At 58.9% G+C, this 13,177-nt stretch carries 14 protein-coding genes; 12 read left to right on the forward strand and 2 right to left on the reverse strand.

Annotation, left to right across the window (positions count from 1 at the left end):
• Positions 1-213 precede the first annotated feature (213 nt).
• A complete protein-coding gene (locus H0Z09_RS05540; protein ID WP_186688277.1) occupies positions 214-1,350 on the forward strand; it encodes an acyl-CoA dehydrogenase family protein in 1,137 nt (378 codons plus the stop codon).
• Positions 1,351-1,463: 113 nt separating this feature from the next.
• On the opposite strand, the gene H0Z09_RS05545 is transcribed toward H0Z09_RS05540, so the two are convergent.
• Positions 1,464-2,504 carry an NADP(H)-dependent aldo-keto reductase gene (locus tag H0Z09_RS05545; RefSeq protein WP_186688287.1) on the reverse strand — a complete coding sequence of 347 codons (1,041 nt, stop codon included), beginning with the start codon at positions 2,502-2,504 and terminating at the stop codon, positions 1,464-1,466.
• Between the two features lie 249 nt (positions 2,505-2,753).
• On the opposite strand from H0Z09_RS05545, the gene rplM reads away from it, so the two are divergent.
• The 8 genes from rplM (at position 2,754) to H0Z09_RS05585 (ending at position 8,548) form a co-directional block, all read left to right on the forward strand.
• Positions 2,754-3,182, forward strand: coding sequence for a 50S ribosomal protein L13 (gene rplM / locus H0Z09_RS05550; RefSeq protein ID WP_003171742.1), 429 nt, complete (start codon positions 2,754-2,756; stop codon positions 3,180-3,182).
• 14 nt (positions 3,183-3,196) lie between these two features.
• Positions 3,197-3,589: a 30S ribosomal protein S9 gene (gene rpsI, locus H0Z09_RS05555; protein WP_003171743.1), complete on the forward strand. Its 393-nt coding sequence runs from the start codon at positions 3,197-3,199 to the stop codon at positions 3,587-3,589.
• A gap of 266 nt (positions 3,590-3,855) precedes the next feature.
• Positions 3,856-4,449 carry a ubiquinol-cytochrome c reductase iron-sulfur subunit gene (gene petA, locus H0Z09_RS05560; protein ID WP_003188524.1) on the forward strand — a complete coding sequence of 198 codons (594 nt, stop codon included), beginning with the start codon at positions 3,856-3,858 and terminating at the stop codon, positions 4,447-4,449.
• Complete coding sequence (locus H0Z09_RS05565; RefSeq protein ID WP_003171746.1) at positions 4,449-5,660, forward strand: cytochrome bc complex cytochrome b subunit; 1,212 nt, start codon at positions 4,449-4,451, stop codon at positions 5,658-5,660. Before petA ends, H0Z09_RS05565 begins: the two co-directional genes overlap by 1 nt.
• Positions 5,660-6,436, forward strand: a complete 777-nt coding sequence (locus H0Z09_RS05570) for a cytochrome c1 (RefSeq protein WP_186688290.1) — start codon at positions 5,660-5,662, stop codon at positions 6,434-6,436. The genes H0Z09_RS05565 and H0Z09_RS05570 overlap by 1 nt, the downstream gene beginning before the upstream one ends.
• A 149-nt stretch (positions 6,437-6,585) precedes the next feature.
• Positions 6,586-7,203 (forward strand): glutathione S-transferase N-terminal domain-containing protein, encoded by a 618-nt coding sequence (locus tag H0Z09_RS05575; RefSeq protein ID WP_027604841.1) that lies wholly within the window; start codon positions 6,586-6,588, stop codon positions 7,201-7,203.
• 17 nt (positions 7,204-7,220) lie between these two features.
• The gene (locus H0Z09_RS05580) at positions 7,221-7,640 is read left to right on the forward strand and encodes a ClpXP protease specificity-enhancing factor (RefSeq protein WP_076951148.1); all 420 of its coding nucleotides are present in this window, start codon (positions 7,221-7,223) and stop codon (positions 7,638-7,640) included.
• Positions 7,641-7,798: 158 nt separating this feature from the next.
• The gene (locus H0Z09_RS05585; RefSeq protein WP_186688293.1) at positions 7,799-8,548 is read left to right on the forward strand and encodes a FadR/GntR family transcriptional regulator; all 750 of its coding nucleotides are present in this window, start codon (positions 7,799-7,801) and stop codon (positions 8,546-8,548) included.
• A gap of 10 nt (positions 8,549-8,558) precedes the next feature.
• Here H0Z09_RS05585 and H0Z09_RS05590 read toward each other — a convergent pair whose 3' ends face one another.
• On the reverse strand, positions 8,559-8,762 hold the full coding sequence (locus H0Z09_RS05590) for a hypothetical protein (RefSeq protein WP_186688296.1): 204 nt from the start codon (positions 8,760-8,762) through the stop codon (positions 8,559-8,561).
• Between the two features lie 454 nt (positions 8,763-9,216).
• On the opposite strand from H0Z09_RS05590, the gene kdgD reads away from it, so the two are divergent.
• The 3 genes from kdgD (at position 9,217) to H0Z09_RS05605 (ending at position 13,175) form a co-directional block, all read left to right on the forward strand.
• A complete protein-coding gene (kdgD, locus tag H0Z09_RS05595) occupies positions 9,217-10,128 on the forward strand; it encodes a 5-dehydro-4-deoxyglucarate dehydratase (RefSeq protein WP_186688299.1) in 912 nt (303 codons plus the stop codon).
• A 53-nt stretch (positions 10,129-10,181) separates the two neighbouring features.
• The gene (locus H0Z09_RS05600; RefSeq protein ID WP_186688302.1) at positions 10,182-11,627 is read left to right on the forward strand and encodes an aldehyde dehydrogenase family protein; all 1,446 of its coding nucleotides are present in this window, start codon (positions 10,182-10,184) and stop codon (positions 11,625-11,627) included.
• A 183-nt stretch (positions 11,628-11,810) separates the two neighbouring features.
• A complete protein-coding gene (locus H0Z09_RS05605) occupies positions 11,811-13,175 on the forward strand; it encodes an MFS transporter (RefSeq protein WP_186688306.1) in 1,365 nt (454 codons plus the stop codon).
• The last annotated feature ends 2 nt before the right edge of the window (positions 13,176-13,177 follow it).

A 13,177-nucleotide genomic window follows, 5' to 3' on the forward strand; every position in this document is an offset into this window, starting at 1 on the left:
GAAGCGAATACCCGATCAATGGCCAAAATGCTGACGCGCCGCAGGGGCGTGGAGATTTGGTTAGACATAATTTCATTTATTCTTATAGGGGAAAGTGGTCACCAGACGGCTGGATCGTCTTATTTTTTGTCGCATGTGTCCAGTGTCCTGTGATGCCCTCAGGGCATAGTCTCTGTGGGCTGGTTTTTGTCCGACAATCCACGCAGGTGACCCATGATTCCCAGAACCTTGTTCAGCCCGGAACACGAACTTTTCCGCGAAAGCGTGCGTACCTTTCTCGAAAAAGACGCCGCGCCGTTCCATGCTCAATGGGAGAAACAAGGCCATATCGACCGCAGCTTGTGGAGCAAGGCGGGGGAGGCGGGGATGCTGTGCTCCCACCTGCCGGAAGAGTATGGCGGGCTGGGCGCGGACTTTCTGTACAGCGCGGTAGTGATCGAAGAGATCAGCCGGCTGGGCCTGACCGGCATCGGTTTTTCCCTGCACTCGGATATTGTCGCGCCTTATATCCTGCATTACGGCAGCGAGGCGCTGAAGCACCACTACCTGCCCAAGTTGATCTCCGGCGAGATGGTCACGGCCATTGCAATGACCGAACCGGGGGCGGGTTCCGACCTGCAAGGGGTCAAGACGACTGCCGTGCTGGACGGCGATGAGTATGTGATCAACGGCTCCAAGACGTTTATCACCAATGGCTACCTGGCCGACCTGGTGATCGTCGTCGCCAAGACCGATCCCAAGGCGGGCGCGAAGGGCATCAGCCTTTTCCTGGTGGAAGCCGACACGCCCGGCTTCGCCAAGGGCAAGCGCCTGGAGAAGGTGGGCATGAAGGCCCAGGACACGTCGGAGCTGTTCTTCCAGGACGTGCGTGTGCCCAGGGAAAACCTGTTGGGCCAGGCGGGCATGGGCTTCGCGTATCTGATGCAGGAGTTGCCTCAGGAACGTTTGACGGTGGCGATTGGCGCCTTGTCATCCGCCGAGGCGGCGTTGCAATGGACCTTGGAATACACCCGTGAGCGCAAGGCGTTTGGCAAGGCGATTGCCGACTTCCAGAACACGCGCTTCAAGTTGGCGGAGATGGCCACCGAGATCCAGATCGGCCGTGTATTCGTCGACCAGTGCATGGCGTTGCATCTGGACGGCAAGCTGGACGTGCCCACGGCGGCGATGGCCAAGTACTGGGCCACCGACCTGCAATGCAAGGTCCTCGATGAGTGCGTGCAGCTGCACGGCGGCTACGGTTTCATGTGGGAATACCCGATTGCCCGGGCCTGGGCGGATGCGCGGGTGCAGCGCATTTATGCGGGGACCAATGAGATCATGAAGGAGATCATTGCGCGGGCGCTTTGATCTTGTGTGGTTGCTGAGGGCCTCATCGCGGGCAAGCCCGCTCCCACATTTGCCCGTATTCACACATCACAATGTGGGAGCTGGCTTGCCTGCGATAGCAATCTAAAAATCAATCAAGGCGCAGGATTCGGGTGATCCTTCTGAATCGCCTCAATCCCTTCCAGCACCTCTTTCGACAATTTCAGCTCAGCACTGGCAATGTTGCTGTCCAACTGCTCCAGACTTGTCGCCCCGATGATGTTGCTGGTCACAAACGGTTGCTGCGTCACAAACGCCAGCGCCATCTGCGCCGGGTCCAGGCCATGTTCGCGTGCCAGCGCCACGTAACGACTGCACGCCTCTTCCGACTGCGGGTTGAAGTAGCGGCTGAAGCGGCTGTACTCCGTCAGGCGTGCCTTGGCTGGGCGCGCGCCGCCTTCGTACTTGCCACTGAGCATGCCGAACGCCAGCGGCGAATAGGCCAGCAGACCGCATTGTTCACGTATGGCGACCTCCGCCAGGCCCACTTCGAAACTGCGGTTGAGCAGGTTGTAGGGGTTCTGGATCGACACCGCGCGTGGCCAGCCACGGGCTTCGGCCAGGGCCAGGAACTTCATGGTGCCCCACGGCGTTTCGTTAGACAGGCCGATATGGCGGATCTTGCCGGCCTTGACCTGCTCATCCAGCGCCTCGAGGGTTTCCTCCAGCGGGGTGAGGTCGTCTTCGTCCTTGTGCTTGTAGCTCAGTTGGCCGAAGAAGTTGGTGCTGCGCTCCGGCCAGTGCAGCTGGTAGAGGTCGATCCAGTCGGTCTGCAGGCGCGTGAGGCTGGCGTCGAGTGCCTGGGCGATGTGCTTGCGGTTGTGGCGCAGGTAGCCGTCGCGGATGTAGTCGATGGTGTTGCCGGGGCCGGCGATCTTGCTGGCGAGGATCCAGTCGGCGCGGTCGCCACGGCTCTTGAAGTAATTGCCGATGTAGCGCTCGGTGGTGGCATAGGTGTCGGCCTTGGGCGGCACGGGGTACATTTCGGCGGTGTCGAGGAAGTTGATCCCCGCACCCTTGGCCCGCTCGATCTGCGCGAAGGCCTCTGCCTCGCTGTTCTGTTCACCCCAGGTCATGGTGCCCAGGGCTATCGCGCTCACGTTCAGATCCGTACGGCCCAGCTGTCGATAATCCATCGGGTACTCCTTCAGGGAAAACAATCATAAAAGCAGGTTGAATTTTTTTTCGCAATCTGCATAATTGCCCACCTCTTTCTGCAGTGGAAGTGATGCGCCGCCTGCCGAAGAATCTTGCCGTTGAACGGACGCGCTGACCCGAGCCCCCGATAGCGTCTGTATCCGGCTGCCTTTGACCTTGTCAAAGTAAGCACTATTCAGTAAGATCCGCCGTCTAATTTACAGGGCGGCCCCTGAGGCTATTAAAGAATGACAACTTTTACTGCAAAACCGGAAACAGTTCAGCGCGACTGGTTTGTCGTCGACGCCGCTGGTCAGACCCTGGGTCGTCTGGCCACTGAAGTCGCCAGCCGTCTGCGTGGCAAGCACAAGCCTGAGTACACCCCTCACGTTGACACCGGTGACTACATCGTGATCATCAACGCTGAGCAGGTACGTGTTACCGGCAACAAAGCGCAAGACAAAATGTACTACCGTCACTCCGGTTTCCCAGGCGGTATCAAGTCTTCCAACTTTGAAGGCCTGATCTCCAAGAAGCCTGAAGCCCCGATCGAAATCGCGGTCAAAGGCATGCTGCCTAAGGGCCCACTGGGTCGCGATATGTTTCGCAAGCTGAAAGTCTATGCGGGCGCTGTACACCCTCATGCTGCTCAGCAGCCCCAAGAACTGAAGTTTTAACGGAATAGTTCATTATGTCGGCGACTCAAAATTACGGCACTGGCCGTCGCAAAACCGCAACCGCACGCGTTTTCCTGCGTCCGGGCACTGGTAACATCTCGATCAACAACCGCACTCTGGACAACTTCTTCGGCCGCGAAACTGCCCGCATGGTAGTTCGTCAGCCGCTGGAACTGACCGAGACGGTTGAAAAGTTCGACATCTACGTCACCGTTATCGGTGGCGGTGTAAGTGGTCAAGCTGGCGCAATCCGCCACGGTATCACTCGCGCGCTGATGCAGTACGACGAAACCCTGCGTGGCGCTCTGCGCAAAGCTGGCTTCGTGACTCGTGATGCCCGTGAAGTTGAACGTAAGAAAGTCGGTCTGCGTAAAGCGCGTAAGCGTCCGCAGTACTCGAAGCGTTAATTCGCTTTACGTTCCACAAAAACGCCCAGCCTCCTCACGGAGCTGGGCGTTTTTTATTGCCTGCGATTTATGCATAAAAATCGCCGTGACAACTTGCCACATCCGTAGACCCCCTATACTACAAGGCCTGGGGGCTGAGCGCCGGGCAATTCCCTTGTCATACGTGGGGCTTTTCATTACCATTCGGCAAAATTTTTATAAGCAAAGATTCAATACTTAGTAGACGCCTGATTTAACAGGCCAAAAAGCTGATGGGAGAGGACTGAATGAGCAATGACGGCGTGAATGCAGGCCGGCGTCGCTTCTTGGTAGCAGCCACATCCGTGGTGGGTGCTGCAGGAGCGGTGGGGGCTGCGGTCCCGTTCGTGGGGTCATGGTTTCCCAGTGCCAAGGCGAAAGCCGCAGGTGCACCGGTGAAGGTGAATGTCAGCAAGATCGAGCCAGGGCAGCAGATGATTGCTGAATGGCGCGGCCAGCCGGTGTTCATTGTTCGTCGTACCGAGGAAATCCTGGGGAATCTCAAGAAGATCGAGGGCCAGTTGTCTGACCCCACATCCGAGAAATCCGACCAACCCGCCTACGCCAAGAACGAAGCACGTTCGATCAAACCGGAGATCCTGCTGCTGGTCGGTCTCTGCACTCACCTGGGTTGTTCGCCTACTTTCCGCCCGGAAGTGGCCCCTGTGGATTTGGGCAAGGATTGGGTCGGCGGCTATTTCTGCCCTTGCCATGGCTCCCACTACGACCTCGCCGGCCGCGTCTACAAGTCCCAGCCTGCGCCTTTGAACTTGCCGGTTCCTCCGCACAACTACGAATCTGACGACATCATTGTCATTGGTCTCGACAAGGAGAACGCGTGATGAGCAAGTTCATGGATTGGGTGGATGCGCGCTTCCCCGCCACTAAAATGTGGGAAGACCATCTCAGCAAATATTACGCGCCAAAAAACTTCAACTTCTTCTACTTCTTCGGCTCCCTGGCACTGCTGGTGCTGGTCAACCAGATCGTTACCGGTGTCTGGCTGACGATGAGCTACACCCCGTCGGCGGAAGAGGCGTTTGCTTCCGTCGAGTACATCATGCGTGACGTCGAGTACGGCTCGATCCTGCGCCTGCTGCACTCCACGGGCGCGTCGGCGTTCTTTATCGTCGTCTACCTGCACATGTTCCGTGGCTTGCTCTACGGCTCATACCAGAAGCCCCGCGAACTGGTATGGGTCTTCGGCATGCTGATCTATCTGGCGCTGATGGCCGAAGCCTTCATGGGTTACCTGCTGCCGTGGGGCCAGATGTCGTACTGGGGCGCCCAGGTGATCATCTCGCTGTTCGGTGCGATCCCGGTGATCGGCAATGACCTGACCCAGTGGATCCGGGGTGACTACCTGATCTCGGGCATCACCCTGAACCGCTTCTTCGCCTTGCACGTGGTGGCCTTGCCCATCGTGATCCTGGGCCTGGTGGTGTTGCACATCCTGGCGCTGCATGAAGTGGGTTCCAACAACCCGGATGGCGTGGACATCAAGAAGCACAAGGACGAAAACGGCATCCCGCTGGATGGTATTCCGTTCCACCCTTACTACACCGTCAAAGACATTGTCGGCGTAGTGGTGTTCCTGTTCGTGTTCTGCTCGATCGTGTTCTTTTTCCCGGAGATGGGCGGTTATTTCCTGGAGAAGCCCAACTTCGAACAGGCCAACGCCTTCAAGACACCGGAGCACATCGCCCCGGTCTGGTACTTCACGCCGTTCTACGCGATCTTGCGGGCGATTCCCGACAAGCTCATGGGCGTGATCGCCATGGGCGCGGCCATTGCGGTGCTGTTCGTGTTGCCGTGGCTCGACCGCAGCCCGGTCAAGTCCATGCGCTACAAAGGCTGGCTGAGCAAGATCTGGCTGTGGGTGTTCTGCATTGCGTTCGTGATCCTGGGCGTGCTGGGCGTACTGGCGCCGACCCCTGAGCGGACACTGCTGTCGCAGGTCTGCACCTTCCTGTACTTCGCCTACTTCATTCTGATGCCGTTCTACACCCGGCTCGAGAAGACCAAACCGGTTCCGGAAAGGGTGACTGGCTGATGAAAAAGTTATTTGTTGCATTGATGCTTGCGGCGCTGCCGCTGCTGTCTTTCGCTGCCGAGCACGGCGCGGAGCTGGAAAAAGTCGATATCGACGTGTCGGACAAGGCCGCCATGCAGGACGGTGCGCGCACCTTTGCCAACTATTGCATGGGCTGCCATAGCGCCAAGTTCCAGCGCTACGAGCGTGTGGCCGACGACCTCGGCATCCCGCATGAAATGATGCTGGAGAAACTGGTGTTCACCGGCGCCAAGATCGGCGACCACATGAACATCGGCATGAAGCCTGCCGACGCCAAGACATGGTTCGGCGCGGCACCGCCGGACTTGACCCTGGTGGCGCGTGTGCGCGGCACCGACTGGCTCTATGGCTACCTGAAATCCTTCTACGAAGACCCGGCGCGCCCCTACGGCGTGAACAACCGCGTGTTCCCGAATGTCGGCATGCCGAACGTTCTGGTCGGCCTGCAAGGCAAGCAAGTGGTAGGATGCAAGCAGATCCAGGTCGTTGAAGACGGCAAGAAGCAATACGATCCGCTGACCGGCACGCCTTTGACCCATGAAGCGTGCGATCAACTGAAGATAGAAACCCCAGGTTCGTTGACAGACGAGCAGTTCGACACGAAGGTCAAGAACCTCGTGACCTTCCTGGCCTACTCGGCCAACCCGGTCAAACTGCAGCACCAGCGCATCGGTACCTATGTGTTGTTGTACCTGGCCTTCTTCTTCGTATTTGCCTACTTGCTCAAACGCGAATACTGGAAGGATGTGCATTGATCCAACCGTAAGCAATTGCTGTTAATCTTGCGCGCCCAGCGGCATCTCTGAATACGTAGCGATCTGGTTGTACCGGATGCTGCAGAGGTGCTCTCTGGGCGCGCTCGTTTTTGAGCTTTCGATAATTTCAACAAGCGAGGAGGACCGCCATGGGCGTGACCAACCGGTTGGCCTGTTACTCCGACCCCGCCGACCACTATTCCCACCGAGTACGCATCGTGCTCGCAGAGAAGGGTGTCAGCGCCGAGATCATCAGTGTGGAGGTGGGTCGTCACCCGCCGAAGCTGATCGAAGTGAACCCTTACGGCAGCTTGCCCACCCTGGTCGATCGTGACCTGGCGTTGTGGGAGTCAACCGTGGTGATGGAATATCTGGATGAGCGTTACCCGCATCCGCCTTTGCTGCCGGTGTACCCGGTGGCACGCGCCAACAGCCGCCTGCTGATCCATCGGATCCAGCGTGACTGGTGCGGGTTGGTGGATTTGATTCTGGATACGCGCAGCAAAGAAGCCGCACGGGTGCAGGCGCGTAAGGAATTGCGCGAAAGCCTGACCGGCGTTTCGCCGTTGTTCGCCGATAAACCTTTTTTCCTCAGTGAGGAACAAAGCTTGGTGGATTGCTGCCTATTACCGATACTCTGGCGCTTGCCAATTCTGGGTATTGAACTGCCGCGGCCGGCCAAGCCGCTGCTTGATTACATGGAGCGCCAGTTTGCGCGTGAGGCTTTCCAGGCGAGTCTGTCTGGCGTCGAACGCGATATGCGCTAAGGCTTAAGGAGCCGCTGATGAACTCCAGTCGACCTTACCTGGTCCGCGCGCTCTATGAGTGGATTGTGGACAACGATTGCACCCCGCACATGCTGGTCAATTCCGAATTTCCTGCGGTTCAGGTACCGCAGGGTTTTGCCAGTGACGGGCAGATTGTATTGAACGTATCGCCCAGCGCCGTGCGCCACCTGCACATGGACAACGAAGCGGTAAGCTTCGAAGGGCGTTTCGGCGGTGTGCCGCACACCCTGTACGTGCCAATTGGCGCTATCCTCGGCATTTACGCCCGGGAAAACGGCCAGGGCATGGTGTTCGATCTGGAGTCACCTTTCGAGGATGACGAAACGGTCGAAAGCACAGACGGCGACGATCTGCCGCCGCCGGACTCCGAGCCACCGCGTCCCAGCGGCCGGCCGAGCCTGAAAGTGGTGAAATAACCGGCGTTCTCCTCGGAGCGGGCCAAAAAAATGCCTCGACCTGTGTCGGGGTATTTTTTTGCGCGCAGGATATGCATGAAAGTCGTGCCTGGACGGTGATCGTACAACAGCCATGGGCTATGATGCGTGCTCAAGTTCGCCGAGAAAAATGGATCACCATGGATAACGCCGCCACCGCCCCTCGTCTTCCCCGCAAGCGCCGCAGCCTTGCCCAGGAATTGGTCACGGTGTTGTCCGAACAGATCCGCGACGGCCAGCTCAAGCGTGGCGACAAACTGCCCACCGAGTCGGCGATCATGGAGGCTCATGGGGTCAGCCGAACCGTGGTGCGTGAAGCCATCTCACGCTTGCAGGCGGCGGGGCAGGTGGAGACGCGGCACGGTATCGGCACCTTTGTGCTGGATACGCCCAGCCCAAGCGGTTTCCGCATCGATCCGGCCACGGTGGTGACCTTGCGGGATGTGCTTGCGATTCTGGAATTGCGGATCAGCCTGGAAGTGGAGTCCGCCGGTTTGGCCGCCTTGCGCCGCAGTGACGAACAACTGGCCGCCATGCGTGCAGCACTCGATGCCCTGAATGAAAGTGCGGCGCACGCAGGCGATGCGGTGGCCTCCGACTTCGCGTTCCATCTGGAAATCGCCCTGTCCACCGGCAACCGCTACTTCACCGACATCATGACCCACCTGGGCACCAGTATCATTCCGCGCACCCGCCTGAATTCGGCGCGCCTGGCCCATGATGACCAGCAGCACTACATGGGGCGCTTGAGCCGCGAGCACGAAGAGATTTATGAGGCGATCGCGCGCCAGGATTCGGATGCGGCGCGGGCGGCGATGCGGCTGCATTTGACGAACAGTCGGGAGCGGCTGCGCCATGCCCATGAAGAGGCGGAGGCGCAGCGACAGTAACGCGAGAGTTTCAGGCGGACCCCATGTCATATTCGATACCTACTACGACATCATTTTCCATGACATACGTTTTGTCGTTCACACGGAATTTGGTGCCATCTTGAACGACGGAATCGCCTATCGAGATAGTCTCGCTAATGTCAACGCAACCCTCTTGGGCTTGAGGCTGATTGACCCCGTTGACTTTAAAAGTGAGCTTACGATTATTCGCCATTGTTACACCTCATTTATCAGAAAATGTTTGCCTACCAGTCGCTTACACTGTGCAGTCAGTGCTACTGCGTGCTGGGTATCGCAACGTTAGGGTGATCTGAAATGGGGTGATACTGTCAGAATTCACAGTTCTGACGAGCGGTATCAAGCCAAGCAATGGGCTTTGATCACCTCCATGACTGCGGATTGTTGGCTCGTGGCCCTCAACGTACATTTATGTACTTACCACCAGTCATTTGCGCACGGCGGGAGCAAGTTCCCTCGTCAGAGGTTGTCGATTGCCAGCTCGCTCTCGGCTGATATCCGTAAACCAAGCACGACTCAACACCCCCCAAAAGTGAAGACTGACGATTTGCAGTTGACGAATCTTTTTATAGTTGTACGATGACGTACGACATCACCAAAACCAACAATAACCTTTCGACAGAAAGTCTTTTACCCAGGGTGTTCGAATAATGAATCCACAAGAACTGAAGTCCATCCTTTCCCACGGTCTGCTGTCTTTCCCCGTGACCGATTTCAATGCCCAGGGTGATTTTCACCAGGCGGGCTACATCAAGCGCCTGGAATGGCTGGCCCCGTATGGCGCCACCGCCTTGTTCGCTGCCGGCGGCACCGGTGAGTTTTTCTCCCTCGCCGCCAGCGAATACTCCCAGGTGGTGAAAACCGCCGTCGATACCTGCGCCACCAGCGTGCCAATCCTGGCCGGCGTGGGCGGTGCGACCCGCCAGGCTATCGAGTACGCCCAGGAAGCCGAGCGTCTCGGCGCCAAGGGCCTGCTGTTGCTGCCTCATTACCTGACCGAAGCCAGCCAGGACGGCGTTGCCGCCCATGTTGAAGCCGTGTGCAAGTCAGTCAAGATCGGCGTTGTGGTCTACAACCGCAACGTTTGCCGCCTGACCGCGCCGCTGCTGGAACACCTGGCCGAGCGCTGCCCGAACCTGATCGGCTACAAGGATGGCCTGGGTGATATCGAGTTGATGGTGTCGATCCGCCGTCGCCTCGGCGACCGTTTCAGCTACCTTGGCGGCCTGCCGACCGCAGAGGTTTACGCCGCTGCCTACAAGGCCCTGGGCGTGCCGGTGTATTCCTCGGCGGTGTTCAACTTCATTCCGAAAACCGCGATGGACTTCTACCACGCGATTGCCCGCGAAGATCACGCCACCGTCGGCAAGATCATCGATGACTTCTTCCTGCCGTACCTGGACATCCGTAACCGCAAGGCCGGGTACGCCGTGAGCATCGTCAAGGCCGGTGCGAAAATCGCAGGTTATGACGCCGGCCCCGTGCGTACGCCGCTGACCGATCTGCTGCCGGAAGAATACGAAGCCCTGGCCGCGCTGATCGACAAGCAAGGCCCGCAATAACTATCTATAAGGCCGCTGAGCAATCAGCGGCCTTTTGCGTCAGGAGAAGATTCGTGTCCCAAGCCCAACGTTTTGAAAACTACATCAACGGCCAATGGGTGGCCGGCGCCGACTACTGCGTCAACCTCAACCCGTCGGAGTTGTCCGATGTCATTGGCGAGTACGCCAAGGCGGATGTTGCTCAGGTTAATGCTGCCATCGACGCTGCGCGTGCCGCATTCCCGGCCTGGTCCACCTCCGGGATCCAGGCGCGTCACGATGCCTTGGATAAAGTCGGCAGCGAAATCCTCGCGCGCCGTGAAGAGCTCGGCACGCTGCTGGCCCGTGAAGAGGGCAAGACCCTGCCCGAAGCCATCGGCGAAGTGACCCGCGCCGGTAACATCTTCAAGTTCTTCGCCGGTGAATGCCTGCGCCTGTCGGGCGACTATGTGCCGTCGGTGCGTCCGGGCGTCAACGTCGAAGTCACCCGTGAAGCCCTGGGCGTGGTCGGTTTGATCACCCCGTGGAACTTCCCGATCGCCATTCCCGCATGGAAGATCGCTCCAGCCCTGGCCTACGGCAACTGTGTGGTGATCAAGCCGGCTGAACTGGTGCCTGGCTGCGCCTGGGCCCTGGCGGAAATCATTTCCCGCGCCGGCTTCCCGGCCGGTGTGTTCAACCTGGTGATGGGCAGCGGTCGTGTGGTCGGCGATGTGCTGGTCAACAGCCCGAAGGTCGATGGCATCAGCTTTACCGGTTCCGTCGGTGTCGGTCGCCAGATCGCCGTCAGCTGCGTGTCGCGTCAGGCCAAAGTGCAGTTGGAGATGGGCGGCAAGAACCCGCAGATCATCCTCGACGACGCCGACCTCAAGCAGGCCGTCGAGCTGTCCGTGCAGAGCGCGTTCTACTCCACCGGCCAGCGTTGCACCGCCTCCAGCCGCCTGATCGTCACCGCCGGTATCCACGACCAGTTTGTCGCGGCCATGGCTGAGCGCATGAAGTCGATCAAGGTCGGCCACGCGCTCAAAAGCGGCACCGACATCGGCCCGGTGGTTTCCCAGGCCCAGTTGGACCAGGACATGAAGTACATCGAGATCGGCCAAGGCGAAGGCGCGCGGCTGGTCAGCGGTGGCGGCCTGGTGACGTGCGACACCGAGGGCTATTACCTGGCGCCGACGCTGTTTGCCGACAGCGAAGCCCAGATGCGCATCAGCCGCGAAGAAATCTTCGGCCCGGTGGCCAACGTCGTGCGCGTGGCGGACTACGAGGCGGCGCTGGCCATGGCCAATGACACCGAGTTCGGCTTGTCGGCAGGTATCGCCACCACGTCGCTCAAGTACGCCAACCACTTCAAGCGCCACTCCCAGGCCGGGATGGTGATGGTCAACCTGCCCACCGCCGGCGTGGATTATCACGTGCCGTTCGGTGGCCGCAAGGGCTCCTCCTACGGTTCGCGTGAGCAAGGTCGCTATGCGCAAGAGTTCTACACCGTGGTGAAGACCAGCTACATCGGCTCGTAACACGCAACACCCTGCGTCAACCGGCTCTTGTGGGAGCTGGCTTGCCTGCGATGGCATCAACCCGGTGCAACTGACATACCGAGGTGACTGCATCGCAGGCAAGCCAGCTCCCGCAGGAAGCGGTTCTCGCTGGCAAAAATACTGATTACCCGCAAAAAAAATAATTAGTGGGAGTACTTCTACATGCAAGCGACCAAGCCGACCCATGTCCGCTATTTGATCCTGCTCATGCTTTTTCTGGTGACCACGATCAACTACGCCGACCGGGCCACTATCGCCATCGCGGGCTCCAGCCTGCAAAAAGACCTCGGCATCGACGCGGTCACCCTCGGTTATATCTTCTCCGCATTCGGTTGGGCCTACGTGGCCGGGCAAATTCCCGGTGGCTGGCTGCTGGACCGGTTCGGCTCGAAAAAAGTATATGCCCTGAGCATCTTCACCTGGTCCCTGTTCACCGTGCTGCAAGGCTATGTGGGTGAATTCGGTGTCTCCACCGCCGTGGTTGCGCTGTTCATGCTGCGCTTCATGGTGGGCCTGGCCGAAGCGCCTTCTTTCCCGGGTAACGCACGCATCGTGGCGGCCTGGTTTCCTACCGCCGAGCGCGGCACGGCGTCGGCGATCTTCAACTCGGCGCAATACTTCGCCACTGTGTTGTTCGCACCGTTGATGGGCTGGATCGTCTACCGCTTCGGCTGGCAGCACGTGTTTATCGTGATGGGCGTGATCGGTATCGTGTTCTCGCTGATCTGGCTGAAAGTGATCCACAGCCCGCGCCAGCATCCGATGATCAACGAGGCCGAGCTCAATCACATCGCCGCCAATGGCGCGATGGTCGACATGGACCAGGACAAGGGCAAGGGTAAGAAAACCGACGGTCCGAAGTGGGATTACATCCGTCAGTTGCTGACCAACCGCATGATGCTCGGCGTTTACCTGGGCCAGTACTGCATCAACGGCATCACGTATTTCTTCCTGACCTGGTTCCCGGTGTACCTGGTGCAGGACCGTGGCATGACCATCCTCAAGGCCGGCTTCATCGCTTCGCTGCCGGCGATTTGCGGTTTTATCGGTGGCGTGCTCGGCGGTGTGATCTCCGACTACCTGCTGCGCAAGGGCCATTCGCTGACCTTCGCCCGCAAGGCGCCGATCATCGCCGGCCTGCTGGTTTCCAGCAGCATCATTGCGTGCAACTACGTCGACGTTGAATGGATGGTAGTGGGCTTCATGGCGTTGGCCTTCTTCGGCAAAGGCGTTGGCGCGCTCGGTTGGGCGGTGGTGTCCGACACGTCGCCGAAACAAATCGCCGGTCTCAGTGGCGGCCTGTTCAACACCTTCGGTAACCTGGCCTCGATCACCACGCCAATCGTGATCGGCTACATCATCAGCACCACCGGCTCGTTCAAGTGGGCATTGGTGTTCGTCGGCGCCAACGCGCTGGTGGCGGTGTTCAGCTACTTGGTCATTGTGGGCCCGATCAAGCGTGTAGTACTCAAAGAGCCGCCAAGCAAGGGGCCAGAGTTGACCAACCTAACCCAAGCGCATTCCTGAGA

It is taken from the genome of Pseudomonas sp. SWRI18 (genome assembly GCF_014268345.1).
Taxonomy (GTDB): Bacteria; Pseudomonadota; Gammaproteobacteria; order Pseudomonadales; family Pseudomonadaceae; genus Aquipseudomonas; species Aquipseudomonas cedrina.

Bases quoted from the DNA above. Each gene is read 5' to 3' on its own strand.
- H0Z09_RS05605 (WP_186688306.1), top strand. From the start codon at position 11,811: ATGCAAGCGACCAAGCCGACCCATGTCCGCTATTTGATCCTGCTCATG.
- rplM (WP_003171742.1), top strand. From the start codon at position 2,754: ATGACAACTTTTACTGCAAAACCGGAAACAGTTCAGCGCGACTGGTTT.
- H0Z09_RS05580 (WP_076951148.1), top strand. From the start codon at position 7,221: ATGAACTCCAGTCGACCTTACCTGGTCCGCGCGCTCTATGAGTGGATT.
- H0Z09_RS05590 (WP_186688296.1), bottom strand. From the start codon at position 8,762: ATGGCGAATAATCGTAAGCTCACTTTTAAAGTCAACGGGGTCAATCAG.
- H0Z09_RS05545 (WP_186688287.1), bottom strand. From the start codon at position 2,504: ATGGATTATCGACAGCTGGGCCGTACGGATCTGAACGTGAGCGCGATA.
- H0Z09_RS05540 (WP_186688277.1), top strand. From the start codon at position 214: ATGATTCCCAGAACCTTGTTCAGCCCGGAACACGAACTTTTCCGCGAA.
- H0Z09_RS05585 (WP_186688293.1), top strand. From the start codon at position 7,799: ATGGATAACGCCGCCACCGCCCCTCGTCTTCCCCGCAAGCGCCGCAGC.
- H0Z09_RS05565 (WP_003171746.1), top strand. From the start codon at position 4,449: ATGAGCAAGTTCATGGATTGGGTGGATGCGCGCTTCCCCGCCACTAAA.
- H0Z09_RS05575 (WP_027604841.1), top strand. From the start codon at position 6,586: ATGGGCGTGACCAACCGGTTGGCCTGTTACTCCGACCCCGCCGACCAC.
- petA (WP_003188524.1), top strand. From the start codon at position 3,856: ATGAGCAATGACGGCGTGAATGCAGGCCGGCGTCGCTTCTTGGTAGCA.
- kdgD (WP_186688299.1), top strand. From the start codon at position 9,217: ATGAATCCACAAGAACTGAAGTCCATCCTTTCCCACGGTCTGCTGTCT.
- rpsI (WP_003171743.1), top strand. From the start codon at position 3,197: ATGTCGGCGACTCAAAATTACGGCACTGGCCGTCGCAAAACCGCAACC.
- H0Z09_RS05570 (WP_186688290.1), top strand. From the start codon at position 5,660: ATGAAAAAGTTATTTGTTGCATTGATGCTTGCGGCGCTGCCGCTGCTG.